The sequence below is a fragment of the Mesorhizobium sp. 2RAF45 genome, from assembly GCF_052115225.1.
In the GTDB taxonomy this organism is placed as follows: Bacteria; Pseudomonadota; Alphaproteobacteria; order Rhizobiales; family Rhizobiaceae; genus Mesorhizobium; species Mesorhizobium jarvisii.
This window is the reverse complement of record NZ_JBFRGG010000004.1, coordinates 190,472-211,477: the sequence shown is the minus strand read 5'-3', so window position 1 is coordinate 211,477 and position 21,006 is coordinate 190,472. Positions and strand designations below refer to the sequence as shown.

19 protein-coding genes and 1 tRNA gene are annotated in these 21,006 nt (G+C 63.0%); 12 read left to right on the top strand and 8 right to left on the bottom strand.

The genetic code is table 11. The annotated features are described in order from the left end of the window. Positions 1 to 69: 69 nt before the first annotated feature. On the bottom strand, positions 70 to 2,322 hold the full coding sequence (gene parC, locus AB4Z43_RS13955) for a DNA topoisomerase IV subunit A (RefSeq protein ID WP_038646224.1): 2,253 nt from the start codon (positions 2,320 to 2,322) through the stop codon (positions 70 to 72). A 327-nt stretch (positions 2,323 to 2,649) separates the two neighbouring features. On the opposite strand from parC, the gene AB4Z43_RS13950 reads away from it, so the two are divergent. Beyond that, complete coding sequence (locus AB4Z43_RS13950) at positions 2,650 to 3,840, top strand: hypothetical protein (protein ID WP_027046730.1); 1,191 nt, start codon at positions 2,650 to 2,652, stop codon at positions 3,838 to 3,840. A gap of 118 nt (positions 3,841 to 3,958) precedes the next feature. On the opposite strand, the gene aspS is transcribed toward AB4Z43_RS13950, so the two are convergent. Then, positions 3,959 to 5,749: an aspartate--tRNA ligase gene (gene aspS / locus AB4Z43_RS13945; protein WP_027046729.1), complete on the bottom strand. Its 1,791-nt coding sequence runs from the start codon at positions 5,747 to 5,749 to the stop codon at positions 3,959 to 3,961. A 225-nt stretch (positions 5,750 to 5,974) separates the two neighbouring features. On the opposite strand from aspS, the gene AB4Z43_RS13940 reads away from it, so the two are divergent. Next, positions 5,975 to 6,373: a hemin receptor gene (locus AB4Z43_RS13940; RefSeq protein WP_441937941.1), complete on the top strand. Its 399-nt coding sequence runs from the start codon at positions 5,975 to 5,977 to the stop codon at positions 6,371 to 6,373. A gap of 10 nt (positions 6,374 to 6,383) precedes the next feature. Here the strand turns inward: AB4Z43_RS13940 and AB4Z43_RS13935 are convergent, their stop codons facing one another. Beyond that, on the bottom strand, positions 6,384 to 7,142 hold the full coding sequence (locus AB4Z43_RS13935) for a DeoR/GlpR family DNA-binding transcription regulator (RefSeq protein WP_064984746.1): 759 nt from the start codon (positions 7,140 to 7,142) through the stop codon (positions 6,384 to 6,386). A gap of 120 nt (positions 7,143 to 7,262) precedes the next feature. Here AB4Z43_RS13935 and AB4Z43_RS13930 point away from each other — a divergent pair, with 120 nt between their 5' ends. The 5 genes from AB4Z43_RS13930 to AB4Z43_RS13910 all read left to right on the top strand — a co-directional run bounded on the left by AB4Z43_RS13930 (position 7,263) and on the right by AB4Z43_RS13910 (position 12,237). Beyond that, a complete protein-coding gene (locus AB4Z43_RS13930) occupies positions 7,263 to 8,495 on the top strand; it encodes an MFS transporter (protein WP_441937939.1) in 1,233 nt (410 codons plus the stop codon). Between the two features lie 221 nt (positions 8,496 to 8,716). Then, positions 8,717 to 9,961, top strand: a complete 1,245-nt coding sequence (locus AB4Z43_RS13925; RefSeq protein ID WP_441938223.1) for an MFS transporter — start codon at positions 8,717 to 8,719, stop codon at positions 9,959 to 9,961. Between the two features lie 75 nt (positions 9,962 to 10,036). Further along, a complete protein-coding gene (rnd, locus tag AB4Z43_RS13920; protein WP_010915555.1) occupies positions 10,037 to 11,188 on the top strand; it encodes a ribonuclease D in 1,152 nt (383 codons plus the stop codon). Positions 11,189 to 11,201: 13 nt separating this feature from the next. Beyond that, positions 11,202 to 11,423: a hypothetical protein gene (locus tag AB4Z43_RS13915; protein ID WP_441938236.1), complete on the top strand. Its 222-nt coding sequence runs from the start codon at positions 11,202 to 11,204 to the stop codon at positions 11,421 to 11,423. Then, positions 11,335 to 12,237: an acyltransferase family protein gene (locus AB4Z43_RS13910; protein WP_441937936.1), complete on the top strand. Its 903-nt coding sequence runs from the start codon at positions 11,335 to 11,337 to the stop codon at positions 12,235 to 12,237. Before AB4Z43_RS13915 ends, AB4Z43_RS13910 begins: the two co-directional genes overlap by 89 nt. 7 nt (positions 12,238 to 12,244) lie before the next feature. Here the strand turns inward: AB4Z43_RS13910 and AB4Z43_RS13905 are convergent, their stop codons facing one another. The 3 genes from AB4Z43_RS13905 to guaB all read right to left on the bottom strand — a co-directional run bounded on the left by AB4Z43_RS13905 (position 12,245) and on the right by guaB (position 14,867). Beyond that, positions 12,245 to 12,664: an MAPEG family protein gene (locus AB4Z43_RS13905; protein WP_019857573.1), complete on the bottom strand. Its 420-nt coding sequence runs from the start codon at positions 12,662 to 12,664 to the stop codon at positions 12,245 to 12,247. A 132-nt stretch (positions 12,665 to 12,796) separates the two neighbouring features. Further along, positions 12,797 to 13,414 (bottom strand): hypothetical protein, encoded by a 618-nt coding sequence (locus AB4Z43_RS13900; protein WP_080643722.1) that lies wholly within the window; start codon positions 13,412 to 13,414, stop codon positions 12,797 to 12,799. Beyond that, positions 13,365 to 14,867 carry an IMP dehydrogenase gene (gene guaB, locus AB4Z43_RS13895; protein ID WP_010915551.1) on the bottom strand — a complete coding sequence of 501 codons (1,503 nt, stop codon included), beginning with the start codon at positions 14,865 to 14,867 and terminating at the stop codon, positions 13,365 to 13,367. The genes AB4Z43_RS13900 and guaB overlap by 50 nt, the downstream gene beginning before the upstream one ends. Positions 14,868 to 14,906: 39 nt before the next feature. On the opposite strand from guaB, the gene AB4Z43_RS13890 reads away from it, so the two are divergent. Together AB4Z43_RS13890 and AB4Z43_RS13885 are read left to right on the top strand one after the other, a co-directional pair. Beyond that, positions 14,907 to 15,056 carry a hypothetical protein gene (locus AB4Z43_RS13890; RefSeq protein ID WP_155772703.1) on the top strand — a complete coding sequence of 50 codons (150 nt, stop codon included), beginning with the start codon at positions 14,907 to 14,909 and terminating at the stop codon, positions 15,054 to 15,056. A 96-nt stretch (positions 15,057 to 15,152) separates the two neighbouring features. Next, positions 15,153 to 16,574 carry an MFS transporter gene (locus AB4Z43_RS13885; protein ID WP_441938221.1) on the top strand — a complete coding sequence of 474 codons (1,422 nt, stop codon included), beginning with the start codon at positions 15,153 to 15,155 and terminating at the stop codon, positions 16,572 to 16,574. Between the two features lie 8 nt (positions 16,575 to 16,582). On the opposite strand, the gene AB4Z43_RS13880 is transcribed toward AB4Z43_RS13885, so the two are convergent. After that, positions 16,583 to 17,380, bottom strand: coding sequence for an RlmE family RNA methyltransferase (locus AB4Z43_RS13880; RefSeq protein ID WP_019857569.1), 798 nt, complete (start codon positions 17,378 to 17,380; stop codon positions 16,583 to 16,585). Next, entirely contained in the window at positions 17,377 to 18,732 is a 1,356-nt protein-coding gene (locus tag AB4Z43_RS13875) for a Ppx/GppA phosphatase family protein (protein ID WP_019857568.1), read from the bottom strand. Before AB4Z43_RS13875 ends, AB4Z43_RS13880 begins: the two co-directional genes overlap by 4 nt. A 412-nt stretch (positions 18,733 to 19,144) precedes the next feature. Between AB4Z43_RS13875 and AB4Z43_RS13870 the strand changes: the two genes are divergently transcribed. From AB4Z43_RS13870 to AB4Z43_RS13860, 3 genes are all read left to right on the top strand, one after another. After that, on the top strand, positions 19,145 to 20,077 hold the full coding sequence (locus AB4Z43_RS13870; protein WP_202379271.1) for a lysylphosphatidylglycerol synthase domain-containing protein: 933 nt from the start codon (positions 19,145 to 19,147) through the stop codon (positions 20,075 to 20,077). Positions 20,078 to 20,251: 174 nt separating this feature from the next. Further along, positions 20,252 to 20,325, top strand: a tRNA-Gln gene (locus AB4Z43_RS13865). A gap of 182 nt (positions 20,326 to 20,507) precedes the next feature. Beyond that, positions 20,508 to 20,888, top strand: a complete 381-nt coding sequence (locus tag AB4Z43_RS13860) for a cupin domain-containing protein (protein ID WP_019857555.1) — start codon at positions 20,508 to 20,510, stop codon at positions 20,886 to 20,888. The last annotated feature ends 118 nt before the right edge of the window (positions 20,889 to 21,006 follow it).

Here is a 21,006-nt window from a genome sequence, read left to right as displayed (position 1 = left end):
ACACCCCTCATCCGACCTCGCTTCGCGAGGCCACCTTCCCCCACACAGGGGGAAGGAAGAGACGTTTAGCTACCCGAACTTGCCCGTCCTCGGAAAACCCTTCGGCACCATGCGGCCGGCCGACGCCCGGGCGCCGATCCATTCGGCGAGTTCCTCGCGCGACCTTGTGAAGGTGCGGTCGGCCGAATCCTGCCAGGACAGGCCCGTCTCCAAGGTGAACGGTTTGAGATCGAGCAGGCCGCCATCCTTGTATTTCTGCAGCCGCACGCCCTTGCCGCGGCCCATCTCGGGAATTTCCGAAAGCGCGAACACCAGCATTTTCCGGTTCTCGCCGACGATGGCGAGGTGATCGCCGGTGACCGGTACGCAACGCTTGGCCTCGTCCGGCGCCTTGACGTTCATCACCTGCTTGCCCTTGCGGGTGTTGGCGACAACTTCCTCCTCCGACACGATGAAGCCGTTGGCGTCATAGGAGGCCAGCAGCAGCTTGCGCTTCGGATCGTGGACGAAGGCGGTGACGATGTCCTGGTCGTTGTCCATGTCGACGATGATGCGGATCGGCTCGCCATGGCCGCGCCCGCCCGGCAGCCGGTCGGCGCCGATGGTGTAGAACTTGCCCCCTGTCGTGAAGACCAGCACCTTGTCGGTGGTCTGCGCATGGAAGGCGAGCTTGAGGCTGTCGCCCTCCTTGAAGGTCAGCGTCGAAAGGTCGGCCAGATGCCCCTTCATCGCCCGCAGCCAGCCCTTTTCCGAAACCACCACGGTGACCGGCTCGCGCTCGATCATGGCGTGGGCGATGTCGGTCAGGTCGTGCTCGGGGGCATCGGCGAACTGGGTGCGGCGCTTGCCGAGTTCGGTCTCCGGGCCGAACTTGTCTCGGATGTTGGTGACTTCCCACTTGATCGTCGACCATTGCTTGGCATCGGACGCCAGCAGCGCCTCGATCTGCTTCTTCTCCGCGCTCAGGCCGTCGAACTCCTTGCGGATCTCGAACTCTTCCAGCTTGCGCAAGGCGCGCAGGCGCATGTTGAGGATGGCTTCTGCCTGGGTATCGGTGAGCGACCAGCGGGCCATCATCACCTGCTTGGGCTCATCCTCCTCGCGGATGATCTTGATCACCTCGTCGATGTTCAGATAGGCGATCAGGTAGCCGGCGAGGATCTCCAGCCGTCTTTCGATCTCGCCCAGGCGATGTTTCGAGCGGCGGATCAGAACGTCGCGGCGATGGTCGAGCCATTCCTGCAGCACGCCCTTCAGCGACAGGACGTTGGGCACCTTGCCGCGCGACAGCACGTTCATGTTGAGCGGGAAACGGCTTTCAAGCTCAGTGAGCTTGAACAGCGATTCCATCAGGATGCCCGGGTCGACGGAACGGCTCTTGGGCACCAGCACGACGCGGATGTCTTCCGCACTTTCGTCCCTGATGTCCTCGAGCAACGGCAGTTTGCGCGCCATCAACAGCTCGGCGATCTTCTCGATCAACCGCGCCTTCTGCACCCCATAGGGGATTTCGGTGACGACGATGCTCCAGGTGCCCCTGCCCTGGTCCTCCTGGCTCCATTTCGAGCGGACACGGAAGCCGCCGCGGCCGGTCTCGTAGGCTTCGAGGATGGAAGCGCGGCTGTCGACGATGATACCGCCGGTCGGGAAATCCGGACCCTGGACGAAATCCATCAGCTTCGAGACCGGCGCATCGCGATGCTCGATCAGGTGCAATGCGGCGTTGCAAAGCTCGGCCGCGTTGTGCGGCGGGATCGATGTCGCCATGCCGACCGCGATGCCGGACGAGCCGTTGGCCAGCAGGTTCGGGAAGGCGCCGGGGAGCACCACGGGCTCCTCGTCTTCTTCATTGTAGGTCGGCCGATAGTCGACGGCATCCTCGGTGATGCCGGACAACAATTCGGTCGCCACATCGGTCATGCGCGCTTCGGTGTAGCGCATGGCGGCAGCGTTATCGCCGTCGATGTTGCCGAAATTACCCTGCCCGTCGACCAAGGGATAGCGCATGGAAAAATCCTGCGCCAACCGCACCAGCGCGTCGTAGATCGACTGGTCGCCATGAGGATGGAACTTGCCCATCACCTCGCCGACGATGCGGGCGCATTTGGCAAAACCCTGGTCGGGGTTGAGCCTGAGCAGCCGCATGGCGTGCATGATGCGGCGGTGGACCGGCTTCAGCCCGTCGCGAACGTCGGGCAGCGCCCGGTGCATGATGGTCGACAGCGCATAGGCGAGATAGCGCTCTTCCAGCGCCTTCTTCAGATCGACCGGTTCAATGTGATCACCACCGCCATTTTCAGGCGGCAAAAGCCTTTTTCCCATGGGCTGGGACTAGCTGAGCGGGTGATTCGCGGCAAGAGGCCGACAGACATACCCGCCGTTCTGCAACATGAAACCGCACGCCTGGGGATGTCGACCAACATCAGCCTGTTACATCAGGCCTCTATGGCCAAGCGTGATGATATCGGGCAACCGGCTCTTCATGACAAATTCACCGATTTGCGCCAAGACGGTGGGATCGAGTTTGCCTTTCACTGTGATTTTCGACCATGGTACCGGGATACGCCTTTTTCCCGTCCAGTTCGTCACGGAATGGTGATGGTGCAAAGAATTGAAAAACAATTTCAGGACACTCTCAGGGACCTTGCGATGACAATCAAACGCTCAACTCTCCAGAAACTGGCTTTTTCGACCTTCTTGCTCACGCTGCCGCTAAATGCGGCCCTTGCCCAGGATGCCGCGGTTGCCGACCGGCTGAAGGCGGCGCTGGCGGCACAGGGCGTCGACATCTCCTGGACCGGCGTGACCGGCGACAACACCAGCATGGTGCTGCAGGGCGTTGCCATCAAGCCGGCGGCGGAAAAGGAAGCCCTCACCATCGGCGACGTCAAGCTAGAGAACGTGACCGCGGCCAATGGCGGCTTCGATATCGGTACCGTCTCTACCTCGGCCTTCGAACACGCCAAGGACGGCGTAACCCTCAACCTCAGCCCCTTCGTCATCCATGACATGACGGTTCCGGCCGATGGCGCCACCGGCCCGCTGGGCTCGCTGATGATGTACAAGTCCGCCGAACTCTCCAACATGACGGTCAAGGTCGCCGACAAGACCGCCTTCTCGATGGACGGGCTTGCCGTCGAGATCACGCCGCCGGCTGACGGCAAGGCGATGGAATTCACCGCCAACACGGAAAAGTTCAACGCCGACCTGACACTGGTCGACGATCCCAAGTCCAAGGAAGTCATCAACGCGCTCGGCTACCAGAACATTTCGGGCAATCTCGAAATGGCCGGCACCTGGCAGCCCTCGGACGGCAAGATGGAACTGTCGAAATACGACATCTCCGTCGAGAATGCCGGCACGCTCGGCATGACCTTCGACCTCGGCGGCTACACGATCGACTTCATAAAGTCGCTGCAGGAAATGCAGAAGAAGATGGCCGCGCAGCCTCAAGGCGCCGACAATTCGGCACAAGGCATGGCCATGCTCGGCCTGTTGCAGCAGCTTTCGTTCAACAGCGCCTCGATCCGCTTCGACGACGATTCGCTGACCGGCAAGGTGCTGGAATATGTCGGCAAGCAGCAGGGCATGTCGGCCAAGGACGTCGCCAACCAGGCCAAGGCGATCGTGCCGTTCGGCATGGCGCAGCTCAACAATCCGGAACTGACGGCGCAGGTGACCGCGGCGGTCAGCAAATATCTCGACGATCCGAAGAGCCTCGAAATCTCGGCCGAGCCGCCGGCATCGGTGCCGTTCGCGCTGATCATGGCCGGCGCCATGTCCAACCCGCTCGACCTGCCGAAGACGCTCGGTGTCAGCGTCAAGGCCAACGAGGACTGATCTAAGCGGCCTCAGGATACAAAAATAGCCCGGCAGCGATGCCGGGCTATTTTTTTGAATTATCGATTCGAAAGAATCGGTTCTGGCTGGTTTTTAAAGTCTCGCCCGAAGCTGGCGATCAGGCGTCCTTCTTGGTCGGTGCGACACGCAGCGCCAACTCGCGAAGCTGCTGCGGGCTGGCTTCCGACGGCGCGTTCATCAACAGGTCGTAGGCCTGCTGGTTCATCGGGAACATGGTGATCTCGCGCAGGTTCTTGGCGCCAACCAGCAGCATGACGACGCGGTCGATGCCGAATGCCGCGCCGCCATGTGGCGGCGCACCATACTGGAAGGCACGATACAAGCCGCCGAAACGCTCCTCGACCGTCTGACGGTCTAGACCGACCATCTCGAAAGCCTTGACCATGGTTTCCGGCAGGTGGTTGCGGATGCCACCCGAGGCAATCTCGAATCCGTTGCACACCGCGTCGTACTGGAACGCCTTGATGCTGAGCGGCTCCTGGTTATTCAGGGCGTCAATGCCACCTTGCGGCATCGAGAACGGATTGTGAGCGAAATCGATCTTCTTCTCGTCCTCGTTCCATTCGAAGAACGGGAAGTCGACGATCCAGCACAGTTCGAATCGGTCGCGATCGACCAGGTTCAATTCCTCGCCCGCGCGGGTGCGCGCGGCACCGGCAAAAGAAACGAATTTCTTCGGATCGCCGGCGACAAAGAAAGCGGCATCGCCGTCGGCAAGGCCGAGCTGCTGACGGATCGCCTCTGTGCGCTCTTCGCCGATGTTCTTGGCGAGCGGACCGGCGCCTTCGAGCTTGTCGCCCTCCTTGCGCCAGAAAATGTAGCCAAGGCCCGGCTGGCCCTCGCCTTGCGCCCAGGAGTTCATGCGGTCGCAGAAGGCACGGCTTCCGCCGGTCTTGGCCGGAATGGCCCACACTTCGGCCTTCGGGTCGTTGGCCAGAATGTTGGCGAAGACCTTGAAGCCGGAATCGCGGAAATGGTCGGAGACGGCCTGCATCACGATCGGGTTACGCAGGTCCGGCTTGTCGGAGCCGTATTTGCGCATGGCTGCATCATAGGGGATGCGCGGCCAGTCCTTGGTGACGGGCTTGCGGTCGGCAAAAGCCTCGAAAACGGAGGTCATCACTGGTTCCATCGTCGACAGCACGTCGTCCTGTTCGACGAAGCTCATTTCGAGGTCGAGCTGATAGAACTCGCCGGGCAGACGATCCGCGCGCGGATCCTCGTCCCGGAAGCAGGGCGCGATCTGGAAATAGCGGTCGAAGCCCGACACCATGATCAGCTGCTTGTACTGCTGCGGCGCCTGCGGCAGCGCGTAGAACGTGCCGGGATGGATGCGCGACGGCACCAGGAAGTCGCGCGCGCCTTCTGGCGACGAAGCCGTCAGGATCGGCGTCGAGAATTCGGTGAAACCGACCTCGCCCATGCGTTTGCGCATCTCGGCAATGATCTTGGTGCGCGCCACGATGTTCTTGTGCAGCGTGTCGCGGCGCAGGTCGAGGAAGCGGTACTTCAGCCTGATGTCCTCGGGATAGTCCGGCTCGCCAAACACCGGCAGCGGCAATTCCTTGGCAGCCGACAGCACCTCGATTTCGCGTGCGAAAATCTCGATCTCGCCGGTCGGCAGGTTGGCGTTGACCGTCTCCGGCAGGCGCGCCTTGACCTCGCCGTCGACACGGATGACCCATTCGCCGCGCACGGTCTCTGCGACCTTGAAGGCCGGCGAATCGGGGTCGGCGACGATCTGGGTCAGGCCGTAGTGGTCGCGCAAGTCGATGAACAGCAGGCCGCCATGGTCGCGCACGCGATGCACCCAGCCCGACAGGCGAACGGAAGAGCCGACGTCGCTCTTTCTCAACTGGGCACAGGTATGGCTGCGGTAACGGTGCATTGTCATTGGTAAAGTCCGGGGTGCTGGGTGGCAGGCCAAAGCATCAAAGCCCGGCCCAAAATTTGCGCGAAAAGCGCATGGGAGGCCGGATTTGTCAAGGCAAGGAGACATCGGGCCGTATCCAGGTTCGACCGCCAGGGTTTAAGTCTTTGCCGGCCTTAACGCATTGCCGCCAGACGTGCTTCCTGAGACAACGCACTTATCAAGCGATCTGGAGACCCCCACGTGCCAAAACGCACTCTCCCGCCGGGAATAGGCCCGCACAATGGCCGCGAGATGGAACTGATGCTTCAGGGTGACAAGCCAATGGCCTTGTTCTCGGCCGAACCGGGTATGGACGCCGAAGATATTGGCGACGCGGACTTTGAGCCGTTTGTAGCAACAGGTCGTATTCTGAGGTTCACCCACACTGATCCTGGAACCTTGGTGGAGGAGCGCCGCTACTGCCTGCCGACAGAAGAATGGCGCTGCAAGCTCAGCCTGTTGATCTCCAGAATGTGTCGCAGCGGAGAGGCCTTCGACGTCTTCACATCGAATGATCTGGCCAGGCTTGAAGGAACCCTTCTCGGTTACTCGAAGCAAGATATCGAAGTGTTCATCGCACATGCGGCGTCGTGGAAGTAGCTCGCCGCCTTCAAGCAAAGTGGATTTCGGCGCCCTGGCGTTCGAAATCGGCGAGGATCGCGGCCGGCGCGGTCTTTTCGACCACCAGATGGCGGATCGCTTCGGCGCCGGCGACGCGATAAGGCGCCGCGGTGGCCAGCTTGTCGTTGGTGACGGCGATGACGATGCCGGCGCTGTTCCTGGCCATGGCCCGCTTGACCTCGGCCTCGGCCGAATCGAATGCCGTCACACCGCGTGAGGCATCCAGGCCGCACGAGCCAAGGAAAAACAGGTCGGCGCCAAGCTGTGCAATGGCGGCCAGCGTGTCGGCGCCGACGCAGGTTCCGAGGTCGCGGACAAACCTGCCGCCAAGCACGGTCAGTTCGACCAGGGGATGGTCGGACAGCGCCGAGGCAACGCCGAGAGAATTGGTGGCGATGGTCAGTTCGAGGTCGCAGGGAATGGCCTTGGCGATGGCGGTGTTGGTGCTGCCGCCGTCGATGAACAGGGTCTGTCCGCTGGAGAGCAACGCCATGGCCGTGCTCGCCAGCCGCGCCTTCTCCTCGACCGCATGGCCCCCGCGCAGACCGATGGGGGCCGCGGCAAAGGGCGCCGCCGCAACCGCGCCGCCATAGACCCGGCGACAGTGCCCGGCTTTCGCCAGTTCCCTGAGGTCACGGCGCACCGTGTCCTCCGAAACCCCGAAGCGGCTCGCCAGTTCGCCCGCCAGCACACTCCCCTCCGCCGCGAGGCGGTCACGGATAAGTTGGTGCCGTTGATCGGTCAGCATTGCCTGTTTCGCCTGATCTTATTTCTCTGTGCACGTTCTTGCATGTTCTGCACGTTTATGCAAGGAGTGGCCGACTGGGCTGTCGCACAAGCCAGCCTCCCTTCCTTTGAAAGCGCCGCCATGAGCTTTGGTCTCAACCTTGCCCCGCAACACCGCGTCTATGCCGGGTTCGCGATCTATTCCTTCGCGATGGGCAACATCTTTCCACGGCTGCCCGACATTAAGCACGCCATGGGCATTGGGGACGGCACGCTCGGCCTCAGCCTGATCGGAACGCCGATCGGCACCTTGACGGCACTGACGCTCGCGACGCCGCTGCTCGAGCGCGTCGGCTTCCGCCGCGCGCTGCTCGTCCTGGTACCACTGCTGGCGCTTGCCTATGCCGTTGCGGTGCATGCGCCGGGGCCGCTCGCGCTTTTCCTCATGCTCTTTCCAGTCGGCCTGATGATCGGCAGCGTCGAGATCATGCTCAATGTCGAGGCCGACCGGACCGAATTCCTGGTCAAGCGTCGCATCATGAACCGCGCGCATTCGTTCTGGAGCATGGGCTTTTTCGGCGCCGGCCTGTTCGGCGGGGCTCTTGCGCATCTCGGCATATCGCCGCAACTGCATCTGGCGCTGATCGTGCCGATCGTCGCGATCTCGATGGCGCTGTTCCTCGGCGGCTATCAGCCGGCGCCGAGTCGCTTCGTCGGCACCGGCAAGAAGGCACCCATGCTGGCGCGGCCGACCCTGCCGATCCTTGTTCTCGTCGCGGTGACACTCTCGGCGATGCTGATGGAAGGCGCCAGCATCGACTGGTCGGCGATCTATATGCGCACCGTGTTCGAGTCCGGCCCCTTCGTCGCCGGTTTCACCGTGGCGCTGTTCGCCTTTTCCCAGGCAACCACGCGCTTCTTCGCCGACAGTTTCGTCGACCGCTATTCGCCAAGCGGCGTGGCGGGGGTGCTGCTGGCAATGATGGCGACCGGCGTGCTCGTTGTCTTTTTCTCGCCCGCGCCGTTCTTCTCCATGCTGGGCTTTGCGCTTCTGGGGATCGGTACCAGCGCCCTCTTCCCGCTGGCGATCTCGGCTGCCGCCCAACGGACGGATCGACCGGCTGCGATCAATGTCGCGGCACTGTCGCAGATCTCCTTCGTCGCCTTCCTGCTCGGCCCGCCGCTGCTCGGCTTCGTCTCGGACCATTGGGGCATCCGCTCGGCCTTTGGTATCGGCATTCCGTTCATTATCCTCAGCCTGCTGACCGCGGGATCGCTTGGCCGGCGGCCGGCCGCCGACAAACCGGCCGCTTCGGTGGATGAGCCGCTCGAACCGACGCGTGACAAGATACTTGCGCGGGCAGCAGAGGGGTGACTGAAGGTTTCCCTCGCCGCGGACGGGACGGCCGGCCAGGTAAGATCGCGTCGCGAAACTGAGGTCGGCAGTTGGACCATACGGACCTGCGTCCGCTCCAAACCAGGCAATATAGTGGGGGCGCTGCAGAACCGCGATTGATCCTGCAAGCGGCAATTGCCGCTGGCATTGGTGGGAGGGATAGTTCAAGAAGGGATCACCGATACGTGATCGCCTTTTTCATGTCCTCCATCCGCCCGCTGATCCCGCTTCTTCTCGCCGCAGGCATCCTGCTCGGCGGCAATGGGTTGCAGAGCACGCTGATTGCGCTGCGCCGCGCGCAGGAGGGGTTTTCCGCTTCCGACATCGGCCTGATGGGCACGTTTTATTTCGCCGGCTTCCTGCTCGGCTGCCTGGCCATCACCCGCATCATGAAGGCGGTCGGCCATATCAGGGCGTTTTCGGCGCTGGCCGCGATTGCCTCGGTCGGCACTCTGCTTTTGGTGCTGGTGCTCGATCCAGTGATGTGGTGCGCGGTGCGCTTTGCCGGCGGCTTCTGTTTTGCCGGGCTGTTCACCATCGTCGAAAGCTGGCTGAATTCCGGCGTCACCAACAAGGACCGCGCCCGCGTGCTGGCGATCTACCGGATGGTCGATACCGGCTCGGTGACATCGGCCCAGTTCCTGATCCCCGTCTTCGGCGCCGGCGGCTTCACCATCTTCGCCATCATGTCGATCATGATCACGCTGTCGCTGGTGCCGGTCTCGCTCGGCGACCGTTCCAACCCGACGCCGCCGGAGGAGGTCAAGCTCGACCTGGCGCGCGTCTGGCGCATTTCGCCACTCGGCTGCTTCGGCTGTATCGCCGTCGGCGTCACCAACAGCGCCTTTCGCACGCTGTCGCCGGTCTATGCCGAGCAGATCGGCATGTCGGTCGCCGATGTCGTCACCTTCGTCAGCGTCGGCATCTTCGGCGGCGCCATCATCCAGTATCCGCTCGGCTACCTCTCCGACCGATGGGACCGGCGCCGGGTGCTGTTGCTGACGACCTGCTGCGCGATGCTTTCAGCCCTGGCGCTGGTGTTCATCGCCGGCAGCAATCCGCTGCTCAACTTCATCATCATCTTCATCTTCGGCTGTTTCGCCATGCCGCTTTATTCGCTGTCGGCGGCGCATTCCAACGACCGCGCCGACACGGGGGAGTTCGTGCTGATCAATGCGGCGCTGATGCTGTTCTATTCCTTCGGCGCCATCGGCGGCCCTTTCGCCGCCTCGACAGTGATGCAGCATTTCGGGCCGAGCGCGCTGTTCGTGTTCAGCGCCACCGTCTATGCGATCTTCATCGCCGTCATCCTCTACCGCATGCAGGCACGCTCCGGCGTGCCCGTGGGCAAGCGCGGCCGCTTCATCGCGCTGCTGCGCACGTCGACCGTTTTTGCGCGGCTGGCTAAGCGCAATGGCGATTCCGATGGTCCGGGAAGCCGATGATGGCTGCGCCAAAGCTTGACGAAAGCCTTCCCGGCTGAAATCTAGGAAGACCTTACTCCTGCCAAAAGCGATTTGATGCACGTCATCACCACCCAGAAAGAACTCGAGACCGTTCTCGCCGCTTTCGAAAAGTCGGATTTCGTTACCGTCGACACCGAGTTCATCCGCGAAACGACCTTCTGGCCGATCCTGTGCCTGATCCAGATGGCGGCGCCTGGCGTCACCGCGCTGATCGACCCGCTGTCGCCCGACATCAACCTCGCCCCGTTCTTCCGGCTGATGGCCAACGAGGCCGTGGTCAAGGTCTTCCACGCAGCGCGCCAGGACATCGAAATCATCGTCCATCTCGGCGATCTCGTGCCGCACCCGGTGTTCGACACGCAGGTCGCGGCCATGGTCTGCGGCTTCGGCGACAGCGTTTCCTACGACCAGCTCGTGCAGCGCATCACCGGCGCGCGGCTCGACAAGTCGTCGCGCTTCACCGACTGGCGCCACCGGCCGCTGTCCGACAAGCAGCTCGACTACGCGCTCGCCGACGTCACCCATCTGATCGAGGTCTATCAGCATTTGAGCGCCGAACTGGCGCGGGAGAACCGCGCCCACTGGCTGAACGAAGAGATGGACGTCCTGACCTCGCGCGAGACCTACGATCCGCATCCGGAGGACGCCTGGAAGCGGCTGAAAATGCGGCTGCGCAAGCCGCAGGAACTTGCGATCGTGCAGGCCGTGGCGGCATGGCGCGAGCGCGAGGCGCGCGAGCGCGACGTGCCGCGCGGCCGCGTGCTCAAGGACGACGCGATCTACGAGGTGGCGCAGCAGGCGCCGCGCGACGCGGCGGCCCTCGCCAAGCTGCGCACAACGCCCAAGGGCTGGGAGCGCTCCTCGACGGCGACGGCCCTGCTTGGAGCGGTCAACACCGCGCTGGCCTTGCCCAAGGAGCAGATGCCGAAACTGCCGAAGAATTTCCAGCCGCCGGAAGGCTCGAGCGCCGCGGCCGAACTGTTGAAAGTGCTGCTCAGGATCGTCGCCGAGAAGCAGGGCGTGGCCTCGAAGGTGCTGGCCTCCAGCGACGACATCGACCGCATCGCCGCCGAGGGCGAGGACGCCGACGTGCCGGCGCTGCAGGGCTGGCGGCGCGCCGTCTTCGGCGAAGCGGCACTGAAGCTGGTGCGCGGCGAGATCGGCATAAAGTTCGACAAGCGTAAAATAGCGGTGTTCGACCTCTAGAGGCTTCTGGCCGATGGGTTCGGATCAGGACGAGAACCGGCGATACGAGGCGATCGACGCATTGCGTGCGATCGCCGTGATGCTGGTGCTGATCTTCCACTATACGTCCCGCTTTCCCGCCGACTACATCGGGGTTCGACCACCAGATGACGCTGCCATGGCAAGGGATAGTTGGCGTCTTTCTCTTTTTCATTATCAGTGGCTACTGCATCGCGATGACAGCCGAGCGGTCTGAGACCGTGTGGGTGTTCTGGCTGCAGAGATTTACGCGGCTGGAGCCCGCGCTCATCGCCTGTATCGCGACCACGCTTATTGTGGTTGCGGCTCTGGGTCTTCCGGGAAGAGAGGTTTCAGCGCTCGACGGCCTGAAAAACGCAAGCTGGGTAACCCTGTTTGTTCCAACGCCGCTGGTCGACGGCGCCGACTGGTCACTGCTTGCGGAAGCAAAATTCTACTTTGTGTTCGGCCTCATCTTCTACCTCTGGCCAAATCGCGTGCTCGTCCTTTTCACCAGCTTTACCGTTCTGGGCGCAATTGCATATTTTTCCGGGTTGTGGAGAGACCATCAGGCTCTGATTTTTCCCTTCAAGGGCATCGCCATGCCGTATTTTCTGTTCCCCTACAGCCTCTTCTTTTTGATGGGCATCGCGGCGAGGCGATCGACCCGAACCGTGCAGATGGTCGTGACAGCCGCATGCCTGATGGTTGTTGTCAAACTGTGGGGCGGTTCAGCATTCAGTGCCTGGGTCATCGCGCTTTCAATTGTTGGGGTCATCGGGGTCCAGCTGCGCGATATCAAGATCTGGCGAAGCGTGAGTTACATCGGCTTGATCAGCTATCCTCTGTATCTTCTGCACCAGAATGTCGGTGTCGCGATCATACGATGGCTGGCTCCGTGGGTCGGCTCCCCGTATCTTCGGATCGGCATAGCGTTCTGCACCGTGGTCGCCATTGCAGCATTCGTCGCGTGGACGGTCGAGCATAGATTTCGGCGGAGGATCGAAATCTATGCGTCGCGCTTGATGTCGAGGGCTGCAACCCCCGCGTGACCCTGCCTCAGACGAGGCCGAGCAGGTGCAGCGCGAACCAGATCCAGGCCAGCGCCAGCACCACCGCGCCAGCGAAGAAAGAACGGCTGCGCAGCCGCAGATTGTTGCTGGTCAGGTGAACCCAGGCATGAAAATAGCGCGTCAGGACGAAAATCCACGCCAGCGTCAAGGTCAGATAGTTGACGCCGTTGGTGACGTGCAGCGTAAGGCACAGCACATAGAAAAGCACCGGCAGTTCGAACTGGTTGCAGAGATTGGCGGCAACGGTGACGCTGGACGCCGGCTCGGTCGAGCGGGCCTTGTACTGTCCGACCTTGGCCTCACCTGATTTGATTGCGCCATATCTGCGGCGCCCCAACACGCCGTAGACGATGTAGACCAGAGCCACATGCGCCAGAACGGGCCAGAAGATCGTGGTCTGGTTCATGACATTCCCCTGCCCTGTCCGGCATCATGCTTAGAGTGTTCCACCGTCTTCACGGAAGCGGCAAACCACTCTAACTCTTTGTTTTGACGCAATTCCCCAGGGAAAGCGCTACGCGCTTTTCCTGGAATTGCTCTAGCGTCTCTGACCCACCAGCCAGAAAGCGGCGATGACGACCACCGGGATGGCGAGAAGCGCGAATTTGGTGACGATCAGAGCCGAAGCGAAAGACAGCGAATCCGGATTGGCCGACAGGAAATCGGACAGAAGCCGCGCCACGGCGATGTTCTGGGCATAGTCGGCCAGCGTGTAGGGCAGCACCAGCACCAGCGCGAAGATCGACTGCACCTGCCCGGGAAGCTCGCGGAAGTTCTGCAGGCGCCGGCCAGTGGCTAGGACCAGGCTCACCAAGGTCAGCGACAGCAGCGCCGGGAACAACAGATCGAAGGTCAGATAGTGCCAGACCAGAATGATCTCGCCGCCGCGCCGGCCGAGCGCCGTCAGCCAGGCCATGCCTTCGTCGGGTGTGAAACCGAAATAGCGCATGTCGAGCGACGGCAGGCCGCCGCTCAACTGGCGGAAATAGAAGAACTCCATCACCGTCATGGCGATGAAAACCGCCGCCGACAGGAAACACAGTGCGGCCGCGTGGCGTGGCAGCCGCAGGACCGTCGCGGTCAGGCTCCGCCCGAGCCCGTATTGTTCAGGCTCCGCCGGGATAGTTCGGGCTTTCGCGGGTAATCGTGACGTCATGGGCGTGGCTTTCACGAAGTCCGGCGTTGGATATGCGCACAAAAGTGGCGCGCTCGCGGAAATCGGCAAGGTCGCGGCCACCGACATAACCCATAGCGGCTTTTAGGCCGCCCGCAAGCTGGTGCAGCACGCCAGACACAGGTCCTTTGTATGGAACCTGGCCTTCAATGCCTTCCGGCACCAGTTTGAGGGTATCGCGCACCTCGGCCTGGAAGTAGCGATCGGCCGAGCCGCGCGCCATGGCGCCGACCGAGCCCATGCCGCGATAGGCTTTGAAGGAGCGGCCCTGGTGCAGATAGACCTCGCCTGGGCTTTCGTCGGTGCCGGCCAGCAGCGAGCCGATCATGGCGGCGCTGGCGCCGGCGGCGAGCGCCTTGGCGAGATCGCCGGAATATTTGATGCCGCCATCGGCAATCACCGACACACCCGATTTGTGCGCCGTCTCGACCGCCGACATGATGGCTGAAAGCTGCGGCACGCCGACACCGGCAACGATGCGAGTGGTGCAGATGGAGCCCGGGCCGATGCCGACCTTCACGGCGTCGGCGCCAGCATCGATCAGCGCCTGCGTGCCTTCGGCGGTGGCGACGTTGCCGGCCAGGATGCGAACCGAGTTCGAAAGCTTCTTGGCGCGCGTGACGGCGTCGAGCACGCGCTGCGAGTGGCCATGCGCGGTGTCGATGACCAGAAGGTCGACGCCGGCGTCGATCAGGCGCTCGGCGCGCTCAAAGCCATCGTCACCGACACTAGTGGCGGCCGCCGCGCGCAGGCGGCCCTGCGCATCCTTGGTGGCGTGCGGGTTGAGCTGCGACTTCTCGATGTCCTTGACGGTGATCAGGCCGACGCAATTGCCCTGCTTGTCGACGACGACAAGTTTTTCGATGCGGTGCTGGTGCAGAAGCCGTTTGGCTTCGTCCTGGTCGACATTTTCCTTGACCGTGATGAGGTTCTCACGGGTCATCAACTCATAGACCTTCTGCGCCGGGTCGGAGGCAAAGCGCACGTCGCGGTTGGTCAGGATGCCGACCAGCCGGCCGGTCTTGTGGCCGCCCGTGCCGCCATTCTCGACCACCGGAATGCCCGAGATCGAATAGGTGCGCATCAGCGACAGCGCATCGGCGAGCGTGGCGTCCGGACCGATGGTGACCGGATTGACCACCATGCCGGATTCGAATTTCTTCACCTGCCGTACCTGCTCGGCCTGTTCGGCCGGCGAGAAATTGCGGTGGATGACGCCGATGCCGCCGGCCTGGGCCATGGCGATGGCAAGGCGCGCCTCGGTGACGGTGTCCATCGCGGCGGAGAGGATCGGCACGTTGAGGTCGATGTCGCCTGCGATGCGGGTGCGGACATCGGTTTCGCCGGGCATGACCTCGGAGTGACCGGGCTGCAAAAGCACATCGTCAAAGGTCAGCGCCAGTGCGCCTGTGGACGTTTCGATGATTTTTGCCATGGCCAGCCCTTTAGAATGCGGAAAAAGCGCTGGACCGGAATGGACAGCGCCGACTCTCATCTTCCCTTTCAGGATTGGCGCTGGCTGGTAACACGTCGCGACGCGGATGAAAAGCCGATCGTTGCATTGCACAACAGCGTCTTCGACCATTTGATTGCGCCACCCGTGGTTGCGGTCGCACAAAAGTGACAGCAATTTAACACGACATCGGTGTCCAGCCATGATAACCGCCCCCTGTATCGGTTCGCCCCCGGCCGAATAGAAAATTTGAAAACGGTCACGCTTGTGAATCGCACCATTCCGCTGATCCTGGCGGTCGCACTTTTCATGGAAAACATGGATTCGACCGTCATCGCGACATCGCTGCCGGCGATCGCCATCGATATCCATACCAGCCCGATCGCGCTCAAGCTGGCGCTGACGGCCTATCTTGTGGCGCTGGCGATCTTCATTCCAATCAGCGGCTGGATGGCCGACCGCTTCGGCGCCAAGAACATTTTTCGCGCCGCGATTGCGGTGTTTATCGTCGGCTCGGTCGCCTGCGCCTTGTCCGGTTCGCTGCCGGCCTTCGTGGTGTCGCGCTTCCTGCAAGGCATTGGCGGCGCCATGATGACGCCGGTCGGGCGCCTGGTGCTGGTGCGCGCCACGCCCAAGAGCGACCTGGTCGCCGCCATGTCGTGGCTGACCGTTCCCGCACTGGTCGGACCGCTGGTCGGTCCCCCGATCGGCGGCTTCATCACCACCTATTTCACCTGGCACTGGATCTTCCTGATCAATGTGCCGATCGGCCTGGTCGGCATCTGGCTGGCGACGCGCTTCCTGCCGGAAACCGAATCGATGGAGACGCCGCCGCTCGATTTCATCGGCTTCGTGCTGAGCGGGCTTGCGGCATCCGGCGTGGTCTTCGGCCTGTCCGTGGTCAGCCTGCCCTATCTGCCGCCGGCCACCGGCTTCATCACCGTGGGGGTCGGGCTGCTGTCGGGCGCGCTCTACCTCATGCATGCGCGGCGCGCCAAAAATCCGCTGCTGGCGCTCGAACTGTTCCGCAACCAGGTGTTCCGCTCATCGGTGCTTGGCGGCTCGCTGTTTCGCATCGGCATCGGAGCAGTGCCGTTCCTGCTGCCGCTGATGTTCCAGATCGGCTTCGGGCTGACGCCGTTCCAGTCTGGCATGATCACCTTCGTCTCGGCGATCGGCGCCATCGGCATGAAATTCGTCACCGCGCTGATTTTTCGCGTTGCCGGCTTCCGCCGCGTGCTGATCGTCGGCTCGCTGGTCGCCGCCGCATCGATCGCCATCTACGGCCTCTTCACCCCCGAAACGCCTTACGTGCTGATGCTGGCCATATTGCTGGTCGGCGGCTTCATCCGCTCGATGTTCTTCACCGGCGTCAACGCGCTCTCCTATGCCGAAGTGTCGGCCGAAGACACCAGCAAGGCAACACCGATCACGGCGGTGTTCCAGCAATTGTCGATCGCGCTCGGCGTGGCGCTGGCCGGCGGCATTCTGGAAGTCTCGACCTCGATCCATGGCGGACCGCTGACGCTGGGCGATTTCCACATCGCCTTCTTCATCGTGGCGGCGGTATCGGCGGCGGCGTCGCTGTCCTTCATGCGGCTGGCGCCCGACGCCGGCAATGCCGTCTCCGGCCATGGCCGCCTGACGACGCCCAAGCCGCTGGAACCCGTGAGATCGCCGGGGGAGTGAAGGCCGGCTCAGCGGTCAGCGTCCCCCGGCCCTTCGCTATGGCTCCGGGCGCTCGAGTCCTTCGGAACGTCCACTGGACGTTCCGATCCGCCTGACGGCGGACCGGACTCTCGCCCCTTAAAATCTTTGGCCAACAGATAAAGCTCGACCGATTCATCGCGCGAGGCCGGCGGCTTGACGTGGTGGACGGAGCGGAAATTCTTCTTGAGCATGGAGAGCAGTTCGTTCTCGGCGCCGCCCTGAAAAGTCTTGGCGAGGAAATGGCCGCCCGGTTTCAGGACGGACAGCGCGAAATCGGCCGCCACCTCGCACAGATGCATGGTGCGGATGTGGTCGGTGCGCTTATGGCCGGTGGTTGGCGCCGCCATGTCGGACAGCACGACATCCGGGTCCCCACCCAGCGCTTCGGCGAGCTTGCGCGGCGCATCCGGATCCAGGAAATCCATCAACAGCACCGGCGCGCCGGGCACGGCGTCCATCTCCAGATAGTCGATGCCGACGACATGCGGATTTTCCGCCGTCGATTTCGTGCGTGCGGCCGCGACCTGGCACCAGCCGCCGGGGGCGGCACCGAGGTCGATCACCTTCATGCCGGGCTTCAGCAGATGGTGCTTGTCGTCGATCTCGATCAGCTTGTAGGCCGCGCGCGAGCGATAGCCGTCGGCCTTCGAGCGCTGGACATAGGGATCGTTGATGTGGCGCTGCAGCCAACGTCGCGACGATTCCTTCAGGCCGCTCTTCTTCTTGATCCGCGTCTTCAGCACGCGAATGCTGGCTGATCCTGGATTTTCCGGTTTCTTGGTCATTGTCGGCCACGCCCATCGTTGCGCCAGACGCCGTCATCGGCCATCAGCTCGCTCAATATGCCTTCGCGCAGGCCACGGTCGGCGACGCGCAGCCGCTCCGAGGGCCAGACGGCGCGGATCGCTTCGAGGATAGCGCAGCCGGCCAGCACCAGATCGGCGCGGTCGGCGCCGATGCAAGGGTTGGCGCAGCGCTGCTGGAAATCCCAGCCGACCAGTCGTTCCACCATGCGGTCGACGCTGTCGCGGTCCATCCACAGCCCGTCGACCCGACGACGGTCGTAACGCTCGAGATCTAGGTGGACGCCGGCCAGCGTCGTCACCGTGCCGGACGTGCCGAGCAGATGGAAATTCGGGCTGGCCTTGAGGTGGCTCAGCCGGTCGCGACCGTCGAAGCTCGCCAACCGGCCGGCGACATCGTCGACCATGGCGTTGAAGATCTCGCGCGTGACGGTACGGCCACCAAAGCGCTCGGCCAGAGAGACGACGCCGACCGGCAGCGACGTCCACGAGACGATATGGTTGGCGAGCCGCGGCGAGCGGCGGCCGGTGAGATCGATCAGCGCGATCTCCGAAGAGCCGCCGCCGATGTCGAACAAGACGACGCCCTGCGTGTCGCGCTCGACCAGCGAGCCGCAGCCGGACACCGCCAGCCGCGCCTCGGTCTGGCGGTCGATGATCTCGAGCTTCAGGCCGGCCTCGCGCTCGACGCGTTCGAGGAATTCGACGCCGTTCTCCGCGGAGCGGCAGGCTTCCGTGGCGATCAGCCTGGCCTTCCTGATCTTGCGGCTGCGCAATTTATCACCGCAGATCTTCAACGCCTCGACGGCGCGATCCATCGCCGGCTGGCCGAGCCGGCCATTGGCGGTGAGCCCCTCGCCCAGCCTGACGATGCGCGAGAAGGCGTCGATGACGCGGAACTGGCCATGCCGTGTGGGAACGGCGACCAGCAGCCGGCAATTGTTGGTGCCGAGGTCGAGGGCCGCAAAGACCGGCAGCTCATGCACCGGCGGCCGGCGCGTGCCCTGTTCGGGGCGCGGCGCTTGAGCGACGGGGGAGATTGCCGGCGCCGTCGGCTGCTTCGCTTCCAAAGCCGGGGCGGCCTGGCCTGGCACCGGCGATCGATTGCCCTGCGTTTCGTCGCGCGCAAAAACCTTGCGGCCGCGCCTTCGCTTGCGCCGCTTCTTGGGCTTGCCCTTCTGGTGATGGGGCGCGTCGCCCGCCTGCCCAGCGGCGGAGCGCGGCTCCGTCGGGCGGCGTTGCTGCCAGCCGGCAGTCCCCGAGCCCGATGGCCCTGGGGAAGCGCTGGACGCGCCCACCTCCGACGCGCCTGCGCCGGTGTCGCGGTCTTCCACTGTCGTTCCTTCCGGCGCCGCGCGAACCGGTGAAGGACGCAGCAGGCGCTTTGGCATGTTTCAAGTTGCCGCCAGACTAACAGTGCCGTGGCCGATCACCAAGAGCCGCATGCCGAATTTTGCCGGCTGGGCGAGACGGCCCTTTTGCGCCACCGCGTAATGGACCCGCAAGGCTGGATTGGTAGCGCGGATGCCGGCGAAGGCAACGCTGGCCGCAGCCGATGCCTTGTCGCCTGCCGTTTGCGCTGCTTTCGCTGCGGGCAGATCTTGCCGGCGGCCGGCGCGACATGTGTTCGCGGTTGAATAGCCGGCTTCAATGAGGCATTTCTGAAATGAATGGAAGTCACCGGGCGGCCGGGCTCCCACCATCAAGCGAAAAGGAAGCGGGCACGCAGCGCATGGCAGTCAGGCAATGAACTGGAAACGCTATTTCTGGCCGATCGTCGGCATCGCCGCGGTGATCTTCTCGCTGCTGCTGCTCTGGCATGAACTGCGCGGCATTTCGCTCGACGATGTCTGGGATGGGCTCGCCGCCATCCCAACCCGCGGCTGGCTGTTGGCAGCGCTGAGTTCCGTCATCGCCTATGCCGCGCTCGCCGGCTACGACCACATCGCGCTGCTGCATATCGGCAAGCGTGTGTCGTGGCTGTTCGTGACGCTGTGTTCCTTCACCACCTATGCGCTGTCGCACAATATCGGCGGATCGGTCTTTTCCGGCGCCGTCATCCGCTACCGTGCCTATGGCACAAGGGGCCTGACCGGCCAGGATGTCGGCGTGCTGGTGGCGATCTGCTGGATCACCTTCGTGCTGTCGACGATTCTCGCCTCCGGCCTCGTGCTGGTGTTCGAGCCTCAGATCATCGATCGGTTCTCGGGCGTCGCCCATCATGGCCTGTCGGAAGCGGCGGGCATCGCGATGCTGCTCCTCGTCGCCGCCTACATCTTCGGCAGCTGGCTGCATCTGCGCCCGCTGAAGATCGCCAGCTTCCAACTGCACTATCCGGCATTGCCGATCGTCGCCAGGCAATTGCTGATCGGCCCGATCGAACTGATTGCCGCCGCGGCGATCATCTTCTTCGCCCTGCCCGAGGCGCACAATCCCGGCTATTTCGTCGTGCTTGGAGTCTTCCTCGTCTCCTTCTCGATCGCCCAGATCTCGCACGCGCCGGGCGGGTTGGGCGTGTTCGAGGTGGTCTTCCTCACCGGCCTTTCCGACATGGAGCCGGTCGGCGTGCTGGCGGCACTGCTGGTGTTCCGGCTGTTTTACCTGATCATCCCGCTGATTCTGGGCCTGGGCGTGGTGCTGTTCTTCGAGCGTTCGCAGTTCAGCCGGACAGAGAGCTGAGGCGCGGATGGGATTTTGTGCCCGCCCGCGCACCTGAACCCCGGCGTCTGAAACCAGCTGTCAAAACGGAGCGATTGAACCACACAGCAGGCTTGACTATTTTCCGCTGGCGGCTACAAGGCAGCGCTCAAGCGGCTCAGCCGTTCGGCCCGCGCGGTCCATGACCGCGCTTGCTGGGGAATAGGTTAACGGTAGACCCACGGACTCTGACTCCGTTAGTCCTGGTTCGAATCCAGGTTCCCCAGCCACTCTTTATTCATAATTTGAATCAGCAGCTTACACAGAACTTTATGTCCTGATGCAGGCCATTCCAGGTCACCCGTTCAGGTGGTGAGCGCGGCTGTGGTCGACCTTCGCAGATATAAAAGCAATTGCTAATATAATGGAAAGGTGCCAGCATTGGACTCCGCGTCGCGTATGGGAGGATGCCATGGCCGATGGTGGAATGAATGTCACCAAGTTTGAATCCAAATCTCACGACAACCCGGATGAGGTTCGCTCGCCCGCCAAGACACGCGTCGAGGTGGTGCGGCTTCCAGGCTTTACGCTCGGGCGGCTCAATATGGAGCCGGGATGGAAATGGTCCGAATGCGTGAAGCCGGTCGTCAAGACGGATAGCTGTCAGGTATCGCATGTCGGCTACGTCGTGTCCGGAACCATCACCATCAAGATGAATGACGGGACCCAGAAGACGTTCACGAAGGGTACGTCCTATACCATCCCGCCCGGCCACGACGCCTGGGTGGAAGGCAACGAACGCTTCGTCTGCATCGAAGTCATGAGCGCCGAGCAATACGCCAAGCCGGCGTAGGGCAGGCTGCAAACCTGCTGGCTAAAAGGCTCGCGTCGGGCCGCGAGACTGTTGGCGCGGCATGAATATGTAGCGAACAACCGCCGCGCCCATCAGCGCGGTGACATTGTCGTGGTTG